This window comes from Vreelandella arcis (assembly GCF_900103865.1).
GTDB lineage: Bacteria > Pseudomonadota > Gammaproteobacteria > Pseudomonadales > Halomonadaceae > Vreelandella > Vreelandella arcis.
Genome location: NZ_FNII01000011.1, coordinates 39,076 through 60,982, shown reverse-complemented (window position 1 = coordinate 60,982; position 21,907 = coordinate 39,076). Strand labels below are relative to the sequence as shown.

Annotated in this window: 20 protein-coding genes; 12 read left to right on the top strand and 8 right to left on the bottom strand. The window is 57.7% G+C overall.

Translation table 11 applies throughout. From position 1 onward, the window contains the following. The first annotated feature begins 423 nt into the window (after positions 1–423). From BLR97_RS13785 to BLR97_RS13775, 3 genes are read left to right on the top strand one after another with little or no spacing between them, the layout of a single operon-like run. Positions 424–750: a DUF1820 family protein gene (locus BLR97_RS13785; RefSeq protein ID WP_089707108.1), complete on the top strand. Its 327-nt coding sequence runs from the start codon at positions 424–426 to the stop codon at positions 748–750. A gap of 49 nt (positions 751–799) precedes the next feature. Beyond that, a complete protein-coding gene (locus BLR97_RS13780) occupies positions 800–1,435 on the top strand; it encodes a TIGR04211 family SH3 domain-containing protein (RefSeq protein WP_089707107.1) in 636 nt (211 codons plus the stop codon). 17 nt (positions 1,436–1,452) lie between these two features. Further along, entirely contained in the window at positions 1,453–2,085 is a 633-nt protein-coding gene (locus BLR97_RS13775) for a thiopurine S-methyltransferase (protein WP_089707106.1), read from the top strand. A gap of 49 nt (positions 2,086–2,134) precedes the next feature. Here BLR97_RS13775 and BLR97_RS13770 read toward each other — a convergent pair whose 3' ends face one another. Beyond that, a complete protein-coding gene (locus BLR97_RS13770) occupies positions 2,135–2,728 on the bottom strand; it encodes a YajG family lipoprotein (protein WP_089707105.1) in 594 nt (197 codons plus the stop codon). 212 nt (positions 2,729–2,940) lie between these two features. Between BLR97_RS13770 and BLR97_RS13765 the strand changes: the two genes are divergently transcribed. Continuing rightward, a complete protein-coding gene (locus BLR97_RS13765; RefSeq protein WP_089707104.1) occupies positions 2,941–3,558 on the top strand; it encodes an alpha-ketoglutarate-dependent dioxygenase AlkB family protein in 618 nt (205 codons plus the stop codon). Between the two features lie 56 nt (positions 3,559–3,614). On the opposite strand, the gene BLR97_RS13760 is transcribed toward BLR97_RS13765, so the two are convergent. Genes BLR97_RS13760 through cysP form a run of 4 tightly spaced genes read right to left on the bottom strand, consistent with a single transcriptional unit; the run spans position 3,615 to position 7,423 of the window. After that, positions 3,615–4,709: a sulfate/molybdate ABC transporter ATP-binding protein gene (locus tag BLR97_RS13760; protein ID WP_089707103.1), complete on the bottom strand. Its 1,095-nt coding sequence runs from the start codon at positions 4,707–4,709 to the stop codon at positions 3,615–3,617. Beyond that, complete coding sequence (gene cysW / locus BLR97_RS13755; RefSeq protein ID WP_089707102.1) at positions 4,706–5,533, bottom strand: sulfate ABC transporter permease subunit CysW; 828 nt, start codon at positions 5,531–5,533, stop codon at positions 4,706–4,708. The genes BLR97_RS13760 and cysW overlap by 4 nt, the downstream gene beginning before the upstream one ends. Next, a complete protein-coding gene (cysT, locus tag BLR97_RS13750) occupies positions 5,533–6,387 on the bottom strand; it encodes a sulfate ABC transporter permease subunit CysT (protein WP_089707101.1) in 855 nt (284 codons plus the stop codon). The genes cysW and cysT overlap by 1 nt, the downstream gene beginning before the upstream one ends. Before the next feature lie 25 nt (positions 6,388–6,412). After that, positions 6,413–7,423 (bottom strand): thiosulfate ABC transporter substrate-binding protein CysP, encoded by a 1,011-nt coding sequence (gene cysP / locus BLR97_RS13745; RefSeq protein WP_089707100.1) that lies wholly within the window; start codon positions 7,421–7,423, stop codon positions 6,413–6,415. Positions 7,424–7,534: 111 nt separating this feature from the next. Between cysP and BLR97_RS19750 the strand changes: the two genes are divergently transcribed. Continuing rightward, on the top strand, positions 7,535–7,675 hold the full coding sequence (locus tag BLR97_RS19750; protein ID WP_170833033.1) for a hypothetical protein: 141 nt from the start codon (positions 7,535–7,537) through the stop codon (positions 7,673–7,675). A gap of 37 nt (positions 7,676–7,712) precedes the next feature. After that, positions 7,713–8,417 (top strand): ribulose-phosphate 3-epimerase, encoded by a 705-nt coding sequence (gene rpe, locus BLR97_RS13740; RefSeq protein ID WP_089707099.1) that lies wholly within the window; start codon positions 7,713–7,715, stop codon positions 8,415–8,417. Positions 8,418–8,426: 9 nt separating this feature from the next. Here the strand turns inward: rpe and BLR97_RS13735 are convergent, their stop codons facing one another. Beyond that, complete coding sequence (locus BLR97_RS13735) at positions 8,427–9,725, bottom strand: NAD(P)/FAD-dependent oxidoreductase (protein WP_089707098.1); 1,299 nt, start codon at positions 9,723–9,725, stop codon at positions 8,427–8,429. Positions 9,726–9,842: 117 nt separating this feature from the next. Between BLR97_RS13735 and BLR97_RS13730 the strand changes: the two genes are divergently transcribed. Beyond that, positions 9,843–10,550 carry a phosphoglycolate phosphatase gene (locus BLR97_RS13730; protein WP_244511312.1) on the top strand — a complete coding sequence of 236 codons (708 nt, stop codon included), beginning with the start codon at positions 9,843–9,845 and terminating at the stop codon, positions 10,548–10,550. Between the two features lie 26 nt (positions 10,551–10,576). Here BLR97_RS13730 and BLR97_RS13725 read toward each other — a convergent pair whose 3' ends face one another. Beyond that, positions 10,577–11,494, bottom strand: coding sequence for a metal ABC transporter solute-binding protein, Zn/Mn family (locus BLR97_RS13725; RefSeq protein ID WP_089707097.1), 918 nt, complete (start codon positions 11,492–11,494; stop codon positions 10,577–10,579). 159 nt (positions 11,495–11,653) lie between these two features. On the opposite strand from BLR97_RS13725, the gene BLR97_RS13720 reads away from it, so the two are divergent. The 5 genes from BLR97_RS13720 to trpC all read left to right on the top strand — a co-directional run bounded on the left by BLR97_RS13720 (position 11,654) and on the right by trpC (position 18,754). Further along, positions 11,654–13,378 (top strand): NADH-ubiquinone oxidoreductase-F iron-sulfur binding region domain-containing protein, encoded by a 1,725-nt coding sequence (locus tag BLR97_RS13720; protein WP_089707096.1) that lies wholly within the window; start codon positions 11,654–11,656, stop codon positions 13,376–13,378. Beyond that, entirely contained in the window at positions 13,375–16,188 is a 2,814-nt protein-coding gene (fdhF, locus tag BLR97_RS13715) for a formate dehydrogenase subunit alpha (protein ID WP_089707095.1), read from the top strand. Before BLR97_RS13720 ends, fdhF begins: the two co-directional genes overlap by 4 nt. Positions 16,189–16,276: 88 nt before the next feature. Next, positions 16,277–16,882 (top strand): anthranilate synthase component II, encoded by a 606-nt coding sequence (locus BLR97_RS13710; protein WP_089707094.1) that lies wholly within the window; start codon positions 16,277–16,279, stop codon positions 16,880–16,882. 36 nt (positions 16,883–16,918) lie between these two features. Beyond that, positions 16,919–17,941: an anthranilate phosphoribosyltransferase gene (trpD, locus tag BLR97_RS13705; protein ID WP_089707093.1), complete on the top strand. Its 1,023-nt coding sequence runs from the start codon at positions 16,919–16,921 to the stop codon at positions 17,939–17,941. Between the two features lie 9 nt (positions 17,942–17,950). Next, positions 17,951–18,754 carry an indole-3-glycerol phosphate synthase TrpC gene (gene trpC, locus BLR97_RS13700; protein WP_089707092.1) on the top strand — a complete coding sequence of 268 codons (804 nt, stop codon included), beginning with the start codon at positions 17,951–17,953 and terminating at the stop codon, positions 18,752–18,754. Here the strand turns inward: trpC and BLR97_RS13695 are convergent. After that, positions 18,751–21,894 (bottom strand): efflux RND transporter permease subunit, encoded by a 3,144-nt coding sequence (locus BLR97_RS13695; protein WP_089707091.1) that lies wholly within the window; start codon positions 21,892–21,894, stop codon positions 18,751–18,753. The genes trpC and BLR97_RS13695 overlap by 4 nt on opposite strands. Between the last annotated feature and the right edge of the window lie 13 nt (positions 21,895–21,907).

Below are 21,907 nucleotides of genomic sequence, written 5' to 3'. Positions count from 1 at the left end.
TCGCGAAGGGTAGGAGCCTTTTCGCCACTAAAATAGACCAGTCTCCAATGGGTGCCAAATGCCGTCCAGTGGGTAACGGTTTTTTCCATGGAGAGGCCAACTGATGAGACTCAACGTAGGGATGGTCTACCGTCTCATCGGGGATTTCCGAGCGGCTGACCAAGCGGCGGCGTGAATACACCCCGCAGCACCTAGTAAAGCCGTCGGCCTCGACCACCTCTTTCGGAAAGCATTTGGCTACTGCTTTCTTGGTGCGCTTCGGGTCGAATACCAACATAAAAATCAAAACCGATAATGTCATCATCTCACAGGTTAGCAGGTTCTGCTCTGTTGAGGTTGTCCACACGGCAAACGCTTGCTAGCCCCACTATGTTAGGCTAGGCGGTCTATATAATGTTCTAGCGGCAAGAGGGAAAGGCCAACATGGCGGCCAAGCCGATTTACCGAGTGGTAGTGCACCAACAGGGTGAAATTTGGGATTTATACGTTCGCGAGATATTTCAAAGCGAACTCTGGGGCTTTATTGAAGTCGAGGAGTTTGTCTTTGAAGATACATCGCGGGTGGTGGTCGATCCTGCAAGTGAAAAGTTACAGCACACTTTTGAAGGCGTTAAGCGAAGCTATCTGCCGCTCAATGCGATCGTGCGTATCGATGAAGTAGAGCGCGAGGGGCCTTTGAAAGCGGTCAAAAGTGACGCGCAAGTGGCAGAGTTTCCACGGCCTTTTTCGCTGCCGCCGCGCGGGGAATAGTCATGCTAGTGCTGCCCGTTGGGCAGCGTTTCAATTAGGACATTACGTTATGCGAGCAACTCAATTTTGTCATCGTTACCGGGCCGTTGCGGCCGGTGTATTGGTTAGTGTGTGGTGTGTTAACGCCGCAGCGCAGTCAGACAATGACGCCTGGGTATCCGATGAACTGTCTACCTTTGTGCGCAGTGGCCCCACCGATGGGTACCGCATTGTGGGAACGCTCACCGCCGGGGAACAGGTTCAGGTATTGGAAACCAGCGGTGACTATACGCGTGTGCGCGGCGACGGTGGTGACGTCGTATGGATTTTAAGCGATGAGTTGCAGCAAACGCCCAGTGCAACCGAGCAACTTCCCGAGCTGGAATCTCGGGTCGAAGCGTTGACCGATGAATTGGATGGCATCAATGAACAATGGGAACAGCGCGTGGAGACCATGCGCACGACGCTGGATGCCCGTGAGCAGCGCATTGATCAGTTAGAAGCGCGCAATAACCAGTTGGGCAGCGATGCTGATGAAGCGAGTGAGCAGGTGCGCGCCCTGCAAGCACGGCTCGATACCCAGGAGGAAGACTTGCTCATACGCTACTTTATGTACGGCGGGGGTGTGGCAGGTGCCGGCCTAGTGGTTGGGCTGATTGTTCCGCATTTGCCGCGTCGGCGTAAAAAGCGTGACCGCTGGTTTTAATGGGTGATTGAACGATAATGATTGATCTTTGGCGTGCAAGGTGGCAGGAAGGCCGCGTTGGCTTCCATTTATCTCAGCCGCATCCGGCGCTAGAACGCTACTGGCCCTCGCTTGCCGTGCCGGATCGCGCCAAGGTGCTGGTGCCTTTATGCGGCAAAACCCTTGATATGCGCTGGCTCGCCCAGGCCGGCCACCCGGTGCTGGGCATTGAAGTGGCTCCTGAAGCGATCGAGCAGTTTCTCGCCGAAGCGACGACCCCGGTATCGCGCTATCAACAAGCGGGATTTAACATCAGTCGCCAAGGCAGCATTGAGCTGTGGTGCGGCGACTTTTTCCATCTGCATATTCAGCAGGCTGCCGAAGTGGGTGCGTTCTATGATCGTGCCGCACTGATTGCGCTGCCTGAAGCAACGCGTCAGCGTTATGCATTTCACCTTGCCCAATTGGTTCCCCCAGGGGCTAAAGGGCTACTGGTGAGCTTGACCCACGAAGGGGGCGAATCGGGGCCGCCTTACAGCGTCGCCAATCAAGAAGTCGAGACGCTATTGTCGCCCAACTTCCGGCTGACGCTGTTAGAAGAAAGCGAGCCAGATGACCGGGGGTTGTGCGAGAAGATATGGCGATTAGTGCGTCGTGGGCCGTTGAATTAGCCATACGGCTGACGCACTAAACGGTACGCTAATAACAGCAGTTGCGCGCTTAACGAGCCAGCAACTGGCCGAGATCCGGATCGCTAAAGGCACGATTTAGCGCGTCACTCAGCAGGTCGTTGAGCATTCGCGTATTGGTGTCTTTATCAGGCTTAAAGGCGTATTCCTGGCTCCGCCGTGAGGTATAAGTACCTGTGTAGGTGGTTCCGTCATTGCGCGCAATGGCGCGCAGTACGCCCTCCAGCTGTGCTTCATCGATCAAGGGCTGGTCGCTGTTGCCTTGCCTGTAAGAAAGGCTTGCCAGCTCCAACGTTAAGCTAGGCCGTCCTTCTGCTGCTTCACGGGTAGCGGTAAACCCCATGTCTTCAACCGCGCGCTCAGCTTCCTGCTGCAAGCGCGGAATGATTTCATGGCTATTGACGGTAATTTGCGCGGTAGACATGCCACCGCCTGCACGGCTGCCAATCACTTCGCTACCGCGCCCATCCTGCGCGACCACGGTGATCGCTTGGCCTTGGCCTACTGAAGCGACCTGAGTGGAGCGCTCGGGTGAAAGCTGTAAATAGTGAGGGCTTGCACAGCCTGCTAACCAAACGCTGGCCAGCAAGGCTCCCGATAAAGTAACAAAGTGACGCCGTAACATTAGGTTCTCCGCTATGGCTAAAACGTCAGTATAACGCGGGTAGCTTGTTGGCGGTATGCTTACGCAATCTAAGATCGCCGCTTCGCTTCTCGGTAATGACACAGCGCTCTCTTTGCGAACGCAGTGAAGCAATCTGGGATTATGAGCGGCTGCACATTTTTTGGCAATGAGTGGGCGCGGCTCCGCCTGGCGGGCACAGAAAAGGTATTGCTATGGGTTATTCAGATCTGTTTGAAAACGACGATATGAAGCTGACTAATGTGCTTCCCTACGACGGAGAAGCCTATTACTACGGTAACGTCTTGGACTCTGTTAGCGCCGATATGTATTTAGGAAAATGCCTAAGCGAATTAAGCTGGGAGCATGATCGCGCTTTTATTTATGGGAAAGAGATTGTTACCAAGAGGAAAATGGCGTGGTATGCAGATGAGCCAGTCTCCTATTCGTACTCAGGGTATACAAAAGTGGCGTTAGTTTGGCCGGATTTTTTACGTGAGCTTAAGCAGGTAGTGGAGAGCCACAGCGGGGACGTGTTCAATTCGTGCCTGTGTAATTTTTATAACGCAGGCGACGAAGGCATGAGTTGGCACAGTGATGCCGAAAAAGACCTTGTTGGAAATGGCTCAATCGGGGCATTGACCTTAGGCGGCGAAAGAAAATTTTCGTTTAAACATAAAAAAACAGGCGAGAGCGTGTCGCTTAATCTAGCGCACGGAAGTTTACTGATAATGAAGGGCACGACGCAGCAATATTGGTTACATAGCCTGCCTAAAACAAAGAAAGAGGTAGAACCTCGGGTTAGCTTGACCTTTAGGCAAATGCGCTTTTGATTTAATTGGATAACGACGAAAGCTAACTGCCCCACTTGGGGGCAGAAGCGTTGGCCTTACGCCACATGGCGTTGCTCAGGCGCTTTCGACACTGACTCCGGGAAGCGCCGCCAGTGGCGCGGGTGGGCATAGAGCCGCTGGCCGCGCTGTAATTCGAGATGCTCAAAGTCAGTATGGCGCACGGTGGCTAACCACGGCTGGGCTAGCCAATCTGCTTCCAGCTCTACGCGTACCTCTGCGCCCACCGGTGAGATTGCCGTGATGGTGACCGGTAGGTGGCTCTCAGCTGTCGGCGCCTGGGTTAGGCGCACTTCGTGGGGGCGTAGCAAGAGCTCTTCATGGCCGTCGGGCAAATCCACATGTAAATGCGCGTCGCCGCAGGTTAGTACCGCGTTATTTACTTTACCTTCCAGGTGATTAACATCGCCCAGGAATTCAAATACGAAGCGATTCGCGGGTGAGCGGTAGAGCGCATCAGGGGTATCAATCTGCTCAATACGGCCATTGCTCATCACCACCACGCGGTCAGATAACTCCAGCGCTTCTTCCTGGTCGTGGGTGACGAACACGCTAGTGAAATTGAGTTCGTCGTGCAGATGGCGCAGCCAGCGACGCAGCTCCTGGCGCACTTTGGCATCCAGGGCACCAAACGGCTCGTCCAGCAGTAACACCTCCGGCTCCACGGCTAGCGCGCGGGCCAGTGATACGCGCTGTTGTTGACCGCCCGAAAGTTGGGCAGGGTAGCGATTGGCAAACGATTCAAGTTTGACCATTTCGAGCAGGCGATACACTCGGGCGCGAATTTCACCGCTGCTGGGGCGATGCTTGCGCGAGAGTACCGTAAGCCCAAATGCTACGTTGTCGTAAACGCTCATATGCCGAAACAGTGCGTAATTCTGGAACACGAAGCCAATACGGCGATCGCGCACGTGTACGTGGGTGACGTCACGCTCACCGAATAAAATCTTACCCGGCTGGGCGGTGCGGTCGGCATTTTCCAGGCCCGCGATGATCCGCAGCAAGGTGGTTTTGCCCGACCCCGAAGGGCCGAGTAAGCCGACTAGTTCACCTTCGTTAATATCCAGGCTGATCGGTTCTAGGGCCTGGGTATTGCCAAAGTGCTTGGCGATATTGTCTAAGCGAATGCTCATGCAAATGCCTCCCGGCGCGCTGCGCGCCATTCCAGCCCCGCCTTGGCGGCAAGCGTTAGTAGGGCAATCAATGCGAGTAAGGCCGCGCAAGCAAAAGCCCCCACGGCGTTATAATCCTGATAAAGCTGCTCAAGGTGCAGGGGCAACGTGTTGGTTTGGCCGCGAATGGCGCCGGATACTACCGACACAGCGCCAAACTCGCCTACCGCACGGGCGTTGGTCAGGATGATCCCGTAAAGCAGCGCCCAGCGGATGTTGGGTAAGGTGACTCGACGAAACGTCGTCCACCCGGACGCCCCAAGTGTCACGGCGGCTTCTTCTTCACGGGAGCCCTGAGCCTGCATGAGCGGAATGAGCTCGCGGGCCACGAAGGGGCAAGTAACAAAAATGGTCACCATAAGAATGCCTGGCCAGGCAAACATCAGCTGGATGTCGTAGCTATCCAGCCATCCCCCGATCCAACCATTGCGGCCATAGAGCAGCAGGTAAATAAGACCGGCCACAACAGGCGATACCGCAAAGGGGATATCAATCAACGTTTGTAACAGCCGCCGTCCAGGGAAGTCGAAGCGCGTAACCAGCCACGCCAGGGCAACCCCGAAAACCAGGCACACCGGAATGGTTAACAGCGCAATCATCAGCGTTAAGCCAATCGCATGCAGGGTGTAGTAATCGCTTACATTGCTCCAGAACACGCTGACGCCTTGGGAAAATGCCTGGGCGAAGATAGCGACCAAAGGTAGCAGCAGAAAAAGCCCTGATAGCAGCACCGCCGCGGTAATCAGCAGGCGGCGAACGAGGGGCGCGTCTCCTATTCGTTGCATTACGCGTTTCCTCCGTGCAGGCGACGTACGAAACGGCCTTGCCAGATATTGATCGCCAACAGCAACGCGAGGGATACAAATAGAACCACCGATGCAATCGCCGACGCCCCGGCATAGTCATATTCCTGAAGCTTGACGAAAATCATCAGCGCGGTGATCTCGGTTTCGTAAGGCATGTTGCCGGCAATGAAAATAATCGCGCCGAACTCGCCAAGCGAGCGCACGAAGGCCAGGCCCGTTCCTGTCACCAGTGCGGGCCAAAGGTGGGGCATGATGACCCGCCGAAAGGCCACGCCGTCGGTGGCGCCCAGCGACATGGCTGCCTCGTCGACTTCGACGGGCATATCCTCAAGCACCGGCTGTACGGTGCGCACCACAAAGGGAATGCTGGTGAACGCCATGGCCAGGGCAATCCCGACCCAGGTATAGGCCACGTTGATGCCTATAGCCTCTAACCAGCTGCCCATCCAGCCGCTGCCTGCGTAAAGCGTGGCCAGGGTAATCCCGGCCACGGCAGTCGGCAGGGCGAAGGGGAGATCCATCAGCGCGTCGAGCAACCGCTTGCCGGGGAATTCATAGCGCACCAATACCCACGCCAGCAGCAAGCCAAACACTGCGTTAACCAACGCCGCGACAGCCGCCGCGCCGATGGTGACCATGTAGCTGGCAACAACGCGACCTTCGGTGATGATCGCCCAGTACTCGGCAAGGCTAAGCCCCGCAAGCTGGCCGAACAGGCCGGTGATCGGTAATAACAGCACCAGCGAAATAAACAGCACGCTGATACCCATGGAAAGACCGAATCCCGGCAGCACACGTGTGCTGCCGGAACGGCGAAGGGCGAATTGGCTCATAGCTTAACCCGACGGATCAAAGGAATTAACGGCGCTGAAGCTTATCGAGCATGCCGCCGCCTTCAAAGTGGGTCTCCATCGCTTCTGGCCAGCTACCGAACACATCCTCCACCTTGAGCAAGTCTGTGTCGGGGAATTGGTCGGCAAATTCGTCGACCACCGCCTCATGGTGAACGCGGTAGTTGAAGCCGGCGAGCAAGCGCTGGGTATCTTCACGGTAGAGGTATTCCAAATAGCTTTGCGCCAGGTCAGTGTTGCCATTGCGCTCGGCGTTAGGGCTGACCACGGCGACCGGGAACTCCGCGAGGATGCTGGTGGGCGGCACGATTACTTCGTAGTCGTCGCTACCGTATTCACTGCGGATATTGTTGACCTCGGACTCGAAGCTGATCAATACATCGCCAATGCCACGTTCGATAAAGCTGGTGGTAGCGCCACGGCCACCGGTGTCGAATACCACGACGTTAGCCAAGAAGGTGCGCATGAAGTCCTGGATTTGCTCTTCGTCACCGTCAAATTGCTCGTCGGCAAACCCCCAGGCAGCCAGATAAGTGTAGCGGCCGTTACCTGAGGTTTTGGGGTTGGGGAAAACTACCTCGACATCTTCGTTGACTAGGTCGTCCCAGTTTTCAATCCCCTTGGGATTATCCTTACGCACTAGAAACGCCGTAGTGGAATAGTAGGGGGAAGCGTTGTTATCCAGTGCCTGTTGCCAGTCCTCGTCAACCAGACCGGCGTCGGCGAGGACGTTAACATCGGTCACTTGGTTGAAGGTGACAACGTCGGCGCGTAGTCCCTGCATGATGGCGCGTGCCTGGGCCGAGGAGCCGCCGTGGGATTGGCTGACCTCGACTTGCTCGCCGTGCTCTTCCTCCCACCAGGCTTCAAACTTGGGATTGATCTCGGCAAACAGCTCGCGCGCAATATCGTAGGAAGAGTTGAGCAGTTCGCGCTCTTGAGCCACGGCGGGGCTTGAAAGTGTGGCACCAACGGCCAGCGCTAACAGGCTACGACGTAAAACAATAGATAATGGCATCACAAGCTCCTTGAAAAGGCTAAGCCAGCATTGGCAATTTAGTTAGCAAGGTTAAACCTTGGATTATGGAATTACAATTGTGTTTTATATTCTTTTTTAGAATATGAGTTGATGCAATTCACCCCTGTGCCCGGCATGGGTAAGCAACAAAGCGGACGCCACCCTCGGCGCGTGCCTTCTGCTAACATAGGGCCCTTCAAGCCCGCTGACCGCTACTGCCGGGCATTACTGCCGGTCAGTGGTGACCGCTAACTCACTCTTTTTTTTAGTTAATAAGTAGGAAGGCAATATGACCGCTGCGCGTGATTTTTTAATTGCTCCCTCGATTCTCTCCGCTGACTTCGCCCGCCTTGGAGAAGAAGTGGACAACGTTCTTGCGGCGGGCGCGGACATCGTGCATTTCGACGTGATGGATAATCACTACGTACCCAACCTCACCATCGGGCCCATGGTATGTAAGGCCTTACGTCAGCACGGCGTCACGGCGCCCATCGACGTGCATTTGATGGTCAAGCCCGTGGATCGCATGATCAGCGACTTTATTGAAGCAGGGGCGAGCTACATTACTTTTCACCCCGAAGCCTCCGAGCACATCGACCGTTCCCTGCAGCTGATCCGCGATGGTGGTTGCAAGGCCGGGCTGGTGTTTAACCCCGCCACGCCACTGTCTTACCTTGATTATGTGATGGATAAAATCGATATTGTGCTGTTGATGAGCGTCAACCCCGGCTTTGGCGGCCAGTCGTTTATCCCCGGCACGCTGGACAAACTGCGCGACGCCCGCGCGCGTATCGATGCGTCAGGGCGGCCGATTCGGTTGGAAATTGACGGTGGCGTAAAAGCTGACAACATTGCCGATATCGCTGCCGCCGGGGCGGATATGTTCGTTGCCGGTTCGGCGATCTTCAGTGCGCAGGAAGACAGCGACCCGCACGGCTATGATTCAGTCATCCGTCAGCTTCGAGCGTCGTTGGCGAAAGGCGCGGCGGGCTAAACGACCGTTCTAATGGAGCTTCATGCGTGGCTTAAGGTAGCGGTTGAGCTTATCCACCAGCCACGCCAGCGCGGTCTTGGGTGCGCCATGAATCGACAACTGGTGCATGCGGTAAAGCGACGCGTAGGCGCGGCGTGCCAGCCAACCCTCCAAAAATAACCCGCGTGACGCGGAGCTGCGCATCAAGCTGCCCACCGCATCGTAACGGGCCAGCGATACCAGGGAGCCGCGATCCCGATAGCGGAAGTCGGTAAGCGGCTTGTCTTCTAGCAGATTGACTAAGTTCTTGGCCAGCCGTTTAGCCTGCTGGTGAGCGGCTTGGGCACGGGGCGGCACGCTGCTGTCCTCGCCCTGGGGGCATTCGGCGCAGTCGCCGAGGGCGAAGATGGTGGGATCATCGATACTCTGTAGCGTTTTGGCCACCTTGATTTGATTCTTTTTGTTGGTGGAAAGGCCAAGTTCGGCGAGGAACGGCGGCGCCTTGATGCCTGCCGCCCAGACGTTGAGGTCGGTTTCAATGGTTTCATCATCGCCGGTAATCAGGCGGCTAGCATGTGCTTCTTTGACCGCCGTATCGACATGTATCGTTACGCCCATCTTTTCAAGCTCTTGCTGGACGGTTTGGCTGATACGCTCGGATAACCCCGGCAACAGGCGAGGTGCGGCCTCTAACAGGTGCACGCTGATCTGTTGGTGGTCGACCGCCGTAACACCATAGGCGTTGAGCATTCTTGAGGCGTCTAATAGTTCAGCGGCCAGCTCCACACCGGTAGCTCCACCGCCAACAATGCCAATGGTCAGTTGGGTATGCTGACGCATTGATGGGTCGGTGTAGCGTAGAAACGTATTGATCATATCGCGCTGAAAACCCCTGGCTTGCTGGGGCGAATCAATAAAGTGGCAGTGCTCGGCAACACCGGGCGTGCCAAAGTCATTGGACACGCTGCCCAGAGCCATGACCAGATAATCGTAGCTAAGCTCCCGGGCGGGAAAAACTTCAATGCCTTCTTCATCCACAATTGGCGCGAGACGCAGGCGTTTTGCCTCGCGATCGATACCCGAGAGCGAGCCCCGCTGGTAGCGGTAATGATGTGCCGATGAATGGCCACGGTAATCCACTTCATCCATGCTGGAATTCAGCACGCCGGTGGCCAGTTCGTGAAGTAACGGTTTCCAGACGTGGGTGGTGTCGCGGTCGAGCAACACAATATTGGCGCGCTCTGGCTTGCCAAGCGTGCGTCCTAGCTGCGTGGCCAGCGCTAAGCCGCCAGCGCCGCCGCCAACAATCACAATGGTGGGAGGGTTCATGTCTTACTCCTTGACGAAATGATCCTCATCATAGAAGTTTCTTGCGCGACTGACGAATGTGAACCGCGGTTTGACCCAGGTAAACTACTCGCCTGGAAAGCCTAAAAGGATAACCCTGTGCACCCACTACTTCGCGGCAAGCGTATGATTGCTTTTGATCTCGATGGCACGTTGATAGATTCTGTGCCTGACTTGGCGGTTGCGGTCGGCCGAGCCCTGAACGATCAGGGGCTGGCAACGCCCTCGGTAGATAAGGTGCGCGACTGGGTCGGGAACGGCGCGGCGATCCTGGTAGAGCGTGCGTTAACCTGGGCGCAAGGGGAGGCGCCTGACGCAGGGCTTTTTGACCGCGCCTACGCGGCGTTTTTAGACCATTATGCAGCGGCCCCCAACGCGCTAACGACCCTATATCCCGGTGTTTCCCAAGCACTCAACGCCCTTAGCCAAGCAGGCTTTATGCTGGTATTGATTACCAACAAGCCCAAGCGCTTTATCCAGCCTATTTTAGACCACTTCGGCTTGCAGACGTATTTCATGCTGTGCCTCGGCGGTGATTCATTGGCCGAAAAAAAGCCTGCCCCGTTACCACTGCTGCATGCGGCCAGCGTCTGTGGCGTAGTGCCTGCCGAGTGCATGATGGTCGGCGATTCACGCCACGATATCGCCGCTGGCAAAGCTGCGGGATTTGCCACCTTGGCGCTGCCGTACGGCTACAATCACGGTGAGCCGATTGCTAACAGTGCCCCGGATGGGGTGGTGAACGTACTAACCGAACTACTAACGCCCGTCCCTCATGCGACAAGGGCTCTCGACCATGACTCCTGAACACCAGCAGTAACGACGCATTGGCGTTATTCCTCTTCTCTGGCGCCGCCTAGGGTAGCGTGAAGCTTTTCGGCGTTATGGCGCAGCATCGCGTCATAGTTAGAGGCGGGGCCGTCGCTACTACTTAGCGCATCCACGTATAGCGGGCCCGCCAAGGGTAAGTCGGCATAGCGCGCCTGGGAGTCCATGTGTATTTCTGGCGTGGTGCTCTCAAAAAACAGCGCAGGGGGTCGCTCGGCGGTAAGCCGCTCCTGTAGGCGAGCCATGGCGGCGGCACTACCAAGCGTTTCGTGGCTAACCCCCCATAGGGCGTCGTAGGCAAATCCATAAGCATCGGCGAAATAAGCCAGCCCGTCTTCGCTGGTAACCAGCGCGCGGTTGGTCTGGGGAATACCGTCCAGACGCTCCTGGATATCGGCGTGAAGTGCGTCTAACGACTGCTTGAGGTCGCTGGCGCGCTTGTCGAAAGCGTCAGCGTGCTCTGGCGCGTGTTCTGCCAGTGTCTCGGCAATCACCTCCACGTAAGCAGCGGCTCCTTCAGGCGCCATCCATATATGCGGATTAGGATCGCCTTGATAACGACCGGTCGTCAGGGGCAGTGTGGGATAGTCCGCCTGTTCGGCAAGGGCAACCAACGGCAGATCGTTTGCAATAATGGCCTTTACATCGCGTAGCCAGGGCTCTAATGCGAGCCCGTTATAAAACACCAAATCGGTTTCTTCCAGGGCCAGGACATTAGGCGGGGTGAGCTCCCAACGATGCACATCTTCGTCGGCGGGAACGATAACATTGACTTCAACCTCGTCGCCGGCCACTTGTCTGACCAAATCAGCAATTACTGAGAATGAGGCCACCACCCGCAGCGGCGTTTCCGCCAGCGCCGGGGAGCTAACAAGCCAGAGTGCCAGCAAGAGCGTGTTACCTTGTACGATGTTTCTGCGCATCCCACGCTCCTGACGGTTTATAAAAAGCGAACGATAATAAAGACTGTGATACCGCGTTGCTAGTTTCTCCTCGCTGGGCGTTTGCTGGATGATATTCCGCAAACGCCACGTTATCACTATGCTAGAGAGATACAATTAATCAGCATAGCGTGATCCCCCATGTCCCACCGAGCCTCTTTATCGCCTCGACGCCAGCGTGGTCGTGATGTTTCTCCCGTTGCCTTGCTGGCGTTGCGTGCTTTGCTGGGGGATGAACGTGATAACCCAGGACTGCGCCAGCGAAATCTGTTGTTGGAGCACCTGCACGTCCTTCAGGATGCCCACGGCCATCTATCGCTAATAGAGCTGCGCGCGTTGGCCGCCTATATGAATTTGCCCATGGCGGCAGTGTATGAAACCGCCACGTTTTACGCCCACTTTGATGTGGTTCACGATCATCAAACGCCACCCCCTGATACCACTGTTCGCGTGTGCGACTCGCTATCCTGCCAGCTAGCCGGAGCCAGCGCGCTTCACAAGGCGCTCGCGGAACAGGTTGACCCTGACAGCGTGCGGGTCATTCGCGCGCCCTGCATGGGACGCTGCGATAGTGCGCCGGTGGTCGAAGTGGGTCACCATCACGTGCTGTATGCCACTGCCGAGGGCGTGGCAGCCGTGGTCGATACCGGGCACTTTCACCCTGAAGCGATACTTTGGCAGCACTTACCTACCTACCAGCAGGAAGGTGGCTTTGAGCTATGGCGGCATTGCCGCACTGGGCGGGTCAGCGTCGAAGCCCTATGTGCGTTACTTGAGCAGTCGGGGTTACGCGGGCTTGGCGGCGCGGGGTTTCCCACCGTCAAAAAATGGCACGCCGTTCGCCAAGCAGGTGGGCCGCGCTACTGCGTGATCAACGCCGACGAGGGTGAGCCGGGCACCTTCAAAGACCGCTACTACCTGGAAAAAGCCCCCCATCGGTTTTTGGAAGGTGCGCTGGTTAGTGCTTGGGCCGTTGAAGCCGAGCGGTTGTATATTTACCTACGCGACGAATACCCGGGCCTGCACCGGGTGCTTCACGAGGCGGTTGCTGAGCTGGAAAAGGCGAGTCTGGTAGCGCCTGGGTTTATCATCATTCGCCGCGGCGCAGGGGCCTATATATGCGGCGAAGAGTCGGCGCTGATCGAATCCCTGGAAGGTAAACCCGGCAAGCCGCGCAACCGTCCCCCCTATGTTGCGCAAGAGGGGTTATTTGGTTGCCCCACGTTGGTCAATAACGTCGAAACGGTATATTGGATTCCGCTGATATGGCAACGCGGGGCCGAATGGTTTGCCGGGCAGGGGCGCCATGGTCGAAGCGGCTTGAGAAGCTTTTCGCTGTCCGGCCGGGTCAAAAAGCCCGGCGTTTATCTGGCGCCCGCCGGTATTACGCTGCGCGAGTTAATCGATGAGTATGGTGGCGGTATGGCAGCCGGGCACGAACTGGCAGCGTACCTGCCGGGTGGCGCGTCGGGGGGGATTTTACCCGCCAGCAAAGCGGATATTCCGTTGGACTTTGACACCCTGCAGGATCACGGTAGTTTTATCGGCTCGGCGGCGATCATTGTGCTCTCACGGCACGACAACCTGCAGGCCGTCGCGGCCAATCTATTGGCCTTTTTTGCCGATGAATCCTGCGGGCAGTGTACGCCTTGCCGGGTGGGCACCGAAAAAATGCTCACCCTGTTGGAAAGCGACCACTGGGATGTTCAGGCGCTGACGCGTTTGGCGCAGGTTATGCAAGACGCCTCGATTTGCGGGCTGGGTCAGGCAGCGCCTAACCCCGTGCTTGGGCTGTTGAAGGATTTTCGCCCAGCGCTTTCCCAGCAGCAGATTATTGTCAGCGATGCCGAAGGGAGGACGCCATGACCGGTGCGTTTGCGTTAACCCTGGATGGTCATGAAGTGACCGCTTACCCCGGCGAGACCCTATGGCAGGTGGCCAAGCGCGCTGGGGAAACCATTCCCCACCTGTGCTTTAAAGACGCCCCCGATTACCGGGCTGACGGTAACTGCCGTGCCTGTATGGTCGAAGTCGAGGGCGAGCGTGCTTTAACGGCGAGCTGCCTGCGCGAAGCAGCGCCTAATATGGTAGTTCGCAGCACAAGCTCCGAGCGCGCCATCCAAGCCCGCGAAACGGTGCTTGAACTGTTAATGGCTGACCAGCCCCGTCGAGCACAAAGCCCGGATCGCGCCAGCCACTTTTGGGCCATGGCCGATCAGCTAGCGGTGGAAGAAAGCGCCGTTAAGGCGTGGCTGCCGCCGCGCCGCGAAGCCTCGGTATCCCATGCGACGGCAGCAGTTTCCTCTTCCGTCGGTACGCCAGATACCAGCCACCCGGCGATGCACGTCAATTTAGACGCCTGCATCGCGTGTAACCTCTGCGTTCGCGCCTGCCGCGACGTTCAGAGCAACGATGTGATCGGCTTGGCGCACCGTGGCGCGGCGTCCGCCATCGTGTTTGATTTTGATGATCCGATGGGTGACAGCACTTGTGTGGCCTGCGGCGAATGCGTGCAAGCCTGCCCGACAGGGGCGCTGATGCCGACTACGATGGTCAATGATCAAGGCGTCGGCGACTCGTCATCAATAGACAAACAGGTGGACTCCGTTTGCCCTTACTGCGGCGTGGGTTGCCAGCTTACTTACCAGATCAAAAACGACGCTATTGCCTACGTTGAGGGGCGCAACGGCCCGTCCAACCAGAACCGCCTGTGCGTGAAAGGCCGCTTCGGGTTTGATTATGTTCGCCACCCGGCAAGGTTAACCAAGCCGCTACTGCGCAAGCCCGGCGTGCCCAAAGCGCTGGATCCAAGCTTTGACCCGGCTAACCCGCTTAGCCACTTCCGCGAAGCTAGCTGGGATGAAGCCTTGGACGTGGCGGCCAAGGGGCTGATGGATATCAAAGCCCGCTATGGATCTCAGTCACTGGCAGGGTTTGGTAGCGCCAAATGTTCCAATGAAGAAGCCTGGCTGTTTCAAAAGCTGGTGCGCACCGGGTTTGGCAACCATAACGTCGACCATTGCACGAGGCTTTGCCACGCAAGCTCGGTAGCCGCCTTAATGGAATGCTTGGGCTCGGGCGCGGTAACCGCATCGTTTATGCAGGCTTTAGATGCGGACGTCGTGATGCTTACCGGCTGTAACCCAGCCGTAAACCATCCCGTCGCGGCGACGTTTTTTAAGCAGGCGGCCAAGGCAGGCACCGAGATTATTATTCTCGACCCGCGCGGTCAGGCGCTGGATGCTTATGCAAGCTTGAGCGTGCGCTTTTCTCCTGGCACGGACGTGGCGCTGTTCAATGCGATTCTGCAAGTGATTATCGCCGAATCGTTGTACGACGAGGCGTACATCGCCGCGCACACCGAGGGCTTTGAGTCACTTAAACAGAGCGTGGCCGGGAGCACGCCAGAGGCCATGAGCGAGCTCTGTGGCGTTGAGCCCGAACTGATCCGCGATATTGCCCGTCGCTATGCCACCGCCGACAAGGCGATGATTTTCTGGGGCATGGGAATTTCCCAGCACACCCACGGCACCGACAACGCCCGCTGCTTGATTTCGCTGGCGCTGGCTTGCGGCCATACAGGCCGCCCTGGCACCGGCCTACACCCGCTACGCGGCCAAAACAACGTGCAGGGCGCCTCCGACGCCGGGATGATCCCCATGGTATTGCCCGACTACCAGCCGGTAGGCGATGCCCAACTGCGAGCCGCCTTTGAGGAATTGTGGAACACGCCACTTAGCGATCAGCCTGGGCTGACGGTGGTGGAAATCATGGACGCCATCCATGCAGGGAGCGTGCACGGCATGTACATCGTGGGCGAAAATCCCGCCATGTCAGACCCTGACCTCCATCACGCCCGTGCGGCGTTGGGTAAGCTTGAGCATCTGGTGGTGCAGGATTTGTTTGTCACCGAAACCGCGCAGTTCGCCGATGTGATCCTGCCGGCCTCGGCGTGGCCGGAAAAAGACGGCAGTGTCACTAACACCAATCGCCAGGTGCAGCGGGGCCGTGCCGCGCTGCCCTTGCCCGGCGAGGCCAAACCCGACTGGTGGATTATCCAGGAAATCGCCAAGCACTTTGGCTTGGGCTGGCGCTACACGCATCCCCAAGACGTATATGCTGAAATGCAGCAGGGCATGGCATCACTTAACCATATTAGCTGGGAACGGCTGGAACGAGAGGGCTCGGTCACCTATCCGTGCCCCGCCGAGGACGCACCCGGTCAGGATGTGGTGTTTAGCGATGCCTTTCCGCGCGCCGGTGGACGCGCCGCGTTTTCGCCTGCACGGCCTTTACCACCGGATGAGCCCGTGGACGATGACTACCCCACGGTATTGACCACCGGGCGGCAGTTAGAGCATTGGCATACCGGCTCGATGACCCGGCGTAGCCGGGTGCTGGATGCGTTGGAGCCCGATGCGGTTGCCAGCCTGTCGTCGGGCGAGCTGCATCGCCTAGGCGTTGCGCCAGGGGAGAAGCTCACCATCACCACACGGCGGGGTACGATCACCCTGGCTGCTCGGGTCGATTCGAAAATTCCCGACGGCATGGTGTTTGTGCCCTTTGCCTACGCGGAAGCGGCGGCAAATCTGCTCACAAATCCTGCCCTCGACCCCGACGGCAAAATTCCCGAATTTAAGTATGCGGCTTGCCGCCTCACCAAGGAGGCCACTTAACCCCTGCAACGACGTGCCGGGTTGCGGTATGATCGCGTGGTGGCAATTTTGTAATAATAGGCTTACCAAGCGACGGGGCAGGCAGCCAATGGCTCAGGGGCAGGCAACAAGGCGCGTCCTCATGCTGGATAATTACGACAGCTTCACTTTCAATATTGTCCAGTACCTGGGAGAGCTCGGCGCGGACGTCGTGACGCATCGTAATGACGAGATCACCATTGAGCAGATTGAAGCGCTAGCGCCGACGCACGTGATGATCTCGCCGGGACCTTGCACGCCCAACGAAGCGGGCATTTCCATGGCGGTTATCGAGCACTTCGCCGCTCGATTGCCGATACTCGGCGTTTGCTTGGGCCACCAGGCTATTGGTCAGGTCTACGGCGGTAAGGTTGTGCGCGCCCCTCAGGTCATGCACGGTAAAACGTCGGCGGTTCATCACGATAGCCAAGGGGTGTTTGCCGGGCTGGACAACCCCTTGGACGTCACCCGTTATCACTCGCTGGTGGTGGAAAAAGAGAGCCTGCCCGATTGTTTGGACGTGACAGCCTGGACCGGGGATGACGATGTCACCCCTGGGGTAATCATGGGGCTGCGCCACCGGGAGCTTGATATTGAGGGCGTACAATTTCACCCTGAATCCATCCTCACCCGTCAGGGCCATGAGCTATTGGCCAACTTTTTAAAACGCGGCTGATCGCCGGTTTCACACGCTTTAGGGGCTTTCCTGTTCATGCAAATGCGAGATGCAATAAACGCGGTGATGCGCCGCGAAGACCTCTCTTTCGATGCCATGCACGCACTGATGCGCCAAATCATGACCGGTGAGGCATCCGACGCTCAAATCGGTGGCCTGCTGGTGGGTCTCGCGATGAAAGGCGAAAGCGCCGTTGAGATCAGCGCTGCCGCCCAGGTGATGCGCGAGTTGATGAAACGCGTTGAGCTAAATGCCGACAACGTGGTGGATATTGTCGGCACCGGAGGCGATGGCGCGAACCTGTTTAACGTGTCGACCGCGGCAAGCTTTGTAGCGGCGGCAGGGGGCGCGCACGTTGCCAAGCACGGTAACCGCAGCGTTTCTTCCTCGTCGGGTAGCGCTGACCTGTTCGATATTGCCGGGATTTATTTAGATCTTAAGCCCGAGCAAGTGGCGCGCTGTATCGAGCAGGTGGGGGTTGGCTTTATGTTTGCCCCAAATCATCACCCGGCGATGCGCCATGCCATTGGGCCTCGGCGTGAAATGGGCGTGCGTACATTGTTTAATATTCTCGGGCCGCTGACCAACCCGGCCAGTGCGCCGAATCAAGTGCTGGGCGTGTATGCACCTGAATTGGTGCCGCTAATGGCTGAGGTGCTGAATAAACTCGGCAGCCGCCATGTGCTGGTGGTGCACTCTGAGGACGGCCTGGACGAAATTTCCTTGGCTGCGCCCACCCTGGTGGCCGAACTCAAAGACGGCCAGATTAGCCAGTACACCATCACCCCGGAAGCGCTGGGCATTGAGCGCCAGAGCCTCGCTACCCTGAAAGCAAACAGCGCCGAAGACAGCCTTCGCTTGGTAAAAGCATCGCTTGGCGGTGAGGAAGGTGCGGCGGCGGATATGGTGGCCCTCAATGCGGGCGCGGCGCTTTACTGCGCGGGCGTAGCCGATAACTTGAAAGAAGGCGTGACGCTGGCGCTGGATGCCCAGGCCTCCAAACTACCGCTTGAAAAGCTTAAAGAGCTTTCCCTCTTTACCAGCGTTTTTAAACAATAAGAGATCACCATGACTCAACAGGCAACGCCAACGATTTTAACGCGCATTCTGGAACGCAAGAACCAGGAAGTAGCCGAGCGCCGTCAGGCCGTTTCGGAAGCCGATCTGCTGGCGCTTGCAGAAAAGCAAAGTGCTCCCCGGGGATTTATTGACGCGCTTAATACGCGTATCGCCGCCGGTGATCCGGCGATCATTGCCGAGGTAAAAAAAGCCTCGCCGTCAAAAGGCGTGATTCGCGAAGCGTTTCATCCGGCAGATATCGCCAAAAGCTACGCTCAGGGCGGCGCAGCGTGTTTGTCTGTGCTCACCGATGCCGACTTTTTCCAGGGCCATGAAGATTATTTAATTGCCGCGCGCGATGCCTGCCCGCTGCCGGTGATCCGTAAAGACTTCATTACCCACGGCTACCAGGTGTCCGAGGCCCGCGCCATCGGCGCTGACTGTATTTTGCTGATTGTGTCCGCCCTGGACGACGCCCAGCTACGTGACCTGAACCAACAAGCCATGGCGCTCGGCATGGACGTGCTGGTGGAAGTCCACGATGCCGATGAGCTCCTCCGCGCGATGTCACTTGATTTAAAGCTGGTCGGCATTAATAATCGCAATCTGCATACCTTTGAAACCAACTTAAATACCACCTTGGAACTGTTGCCGGGGATCCCTGACGGCGTCACGGTGATTACCGAGTCGGGTATTGATACCCGCGACGATGTCGAACTGATGCGCGACCACGAGATTAACGGCTTTCTGGTCGGCGAAGCCTTTATGCGCGAGAGCGACCCCGGTGAGGCGCTTAAACGCCTGTTCTTTTAAACCGTTTGGCGCTTTGTTCGCCAGCTGAGCACCGCCACGGTAAGCGCCGGTAGAAAGGTAACGGTGACAATCGCCGTGCCGAGTAATCCAAATAGCACGATGGCACCAACGCCGCGATACAGTTCGGTGCCTTCGCCGGGTAAAAACACCAGCGGCGAAAGCCCGCACAGCGTGGTGAGCGTGGTCATCGCGATGGGTCGCAATCGGCTTTCGACCGCGTTGTAAACGGCCTCGCGCACGCCCATTGACGTTTCGCGCAGATTCTCCCGGGCCTGGTGAACCACTAAAATCGGGTTGTTGACCACCGTGCCCATCAGGATCAAAAACCCTAGCATGGTGATCATATCGAACGGCTGGCTAATGGCGTTCAGACCAATACGCGGCAGCACTGCGCCCACGCTATTCATCAGCCATAGCCCGACAATGCCCCCAGCGGCGCCAAGCGGAATGGTCGCCAGAATCAGCAGCGGATACCCCCAGTGGGCAAAAATGGCCACCAGCAATAGATACACAATCGCCAGGGCAATTAGACCGTTGCCGGTTAACGCCTGGCGGGTGGCGTCTAATTGATCACCCGCGCCCGTGACCGTCACGTCAATATCGCCCGGCAGCTCTCCTGAATCGCGCATCGGCTCGATCACCTCACGCTGCATCCGTTCGATACCCGCTTCAAGCGCCACGCTGCGCGGTGGAATGACGTTCAGCGTCACGCTGCGGCGGCCATCGACCCGGCGTATGGTGGCGGTGCCGACGGTCTCTTGGATATTGGCGACATCATTGAGTGGAACGGTAAACCCAGCCGGTGTGTGGAGGGGCAGGCTTGCCAGGCGATCGAGTTCAATATCGCCTGCTTCCGGGCCATAGCCGTAGAGATCGATCTTTTCGTCGTCAAGATAAAAGTCATCCAGGTAAGCACCGTTGCTAAGTACGGCAATCGCCGTGCCCAGGGCGTCGGTGTCAAAGCCTAGCTCGGCGGCGCGTTCCCAGTCGGGGTAAATCTCAATCAGTGGCTGGCCCAAATCCAGGGCTGAAGGCCGTGACTGTATACGCGGGTTGTCGAACGTGGCTTGAGCGCGTTGATAAATACGGTTGGCCGTGGCGTAGAGCGTTTCCAGGTCGTTGCCGGCAATGTCCAGCGTGATACTGCGCGTGCCGCCGTCATTGCTGGAGATAATCGAGCCGCGGGCGGCAAAGGCGCGCATGTCCGGGTAGGTCTCGTAGCGTTGGGTGAGCGCATCCATCAAGGCGTCAATATGGTTAGGGTCGATGGTTTCGGCAATAATGCGCAGGCTTTGCGCTTCGGCCTGAATGCCCATGGTGCGAATAGGAGGCACATCAGTGTCGCCGCGCTCAAAGCGGTCGGGAGCAGCGCCCACATGCGGTTCAAGCTCGCGCTGGAGCGTTTGGGCAATGGCATCCATGGTCGCCAGGTTATAGCTGGCGGGCGCGTTCATGCTGGCGAAGGTTTTGGCTTCTTCGCCCTCGGGTAGGTACTCCGCCGGCGGCGTCAGCCAGACAAAAATTGCCACCCCGCCAGCCACGCCCAACACGATAGCGGCCACGCGGCGCCCAGCGCTTTGGATCATGCTGTTAACCACCCACAGGCAGGCGCGCACCCAGTGTGGGCGGGTGCTGCTGCCGTTGTCGCGGCCACGAAAATCGATATGCGCGCCCAGCGTCGGAATCACAGTGATGGCGACGACCATCGAGATAAAGATGGATGTAGAGATCGCCACAGCAATGTCGGAATACAGTTGGCCGGCTTCCTGCTCGATAAAGAAAATCGGCACAAATACCAGAATGGTGGTCAGCGTCGAGGCGAGCACCGCCGACCAGACCTGCTTGACGCCTTCCAGCGCGGCTTGAAAGCGAGCGAGCCCGCGGCGACGTTGGGTTTCAATGCTCTCAAGCACCACAATGGTGTTATCAATGGTCATGCCAATGGCAAAGGCCACCCCCGCCAAGGAGATAACATTGAGCGTGCGGCCCGCCAGCAGCAGGCCAAGAAATGCGGCGATGGTACAGATCGGGATGCCGATAATGCCCGCAAAGGTGGCCCGTGCCGAGCGTAAAAAAGCGTACATCACCAGCGTGGCAAACAGCGCCCCAAGGCCCAGGTTGACCCAGACGTTGGCAATCGACGACTCGACGTAGCGCACATCGTCGCTCGAGAGGGTCATGCGCATGCCCTGTTCGGCCAAAAGCCCTTCATTCAAGGCATCGACTTCTTCGAGCATGGCACGCTTGATGTCGATGACGTTGGCTCCCGCCTCGCGGCGTACCTGGACACTGAGCACCGGCTGGCCATCGCTGCTATACGACCGCGATGTTAGCTCCGCATAGGACTGCCTTACCTCGCCGACATCGCCAAGCCGAGTGACCTCATCGCCCTGACGTTTGAGGATTAACGCTTCGAGGCTTTGAACGTCTTCAAAACGCCCTACGGTGCGCAGTAAGTAGCGGCGCTTGCCGCTTTCCAGGTGGCCGCCGGAAACGTCTTGGTTGCGTGCTTGCAGGGCGTTTTGAATATCGCTGATGCTCAGATCGCGGGCGGCGAGGGCGTCGGGGTTGAGCAGCAGTTGCATCTGTCGCTCGGCACCGCCCGACACCGTGACTTCCGACACGCCAGTGACGCTTTCCATGCGTGGCCGCACGTTATCTTCCAGATAATCGCGCATGGCCGGCATGTCTAACTCGCGGGGGTTGCCCGCGCGCGGCCTGACGTTGAAATACATAAACGCATTGGCTGAAAACGAGTTAGCCACAATGCGCGGCTGGTCAACGTTGGTCGGGTAGGAGGGCACTTGGCTGAGGGCGTTGTTTACCCGAATCAGGGTTTCGGTGAGGTCAACGCCAAACGGAAACTCTAGTTCGACCTCAGCGCTGCCGCTGCTGGCGGTTGATTCCATGCGCTGCAGGTTGGGCACGTTGCGTAAATATTCTTCCTGCTCGATGAGGATGTCTTTCTCGATATCCTGCGGGGTGGCACCGGCCCACTGGGTTTCGACGCCGATCACCCGGGTTTCCAGGTCGGGGATCATTTGCACGGGAATCCGCCAAATGGCGGCGATGCCCAAAATAAGCAGAATCAGGGTGACGACACTGACTAAAATGCCGTGACGAATGATGGCGGCAAACATGCGCGAAGGCGCT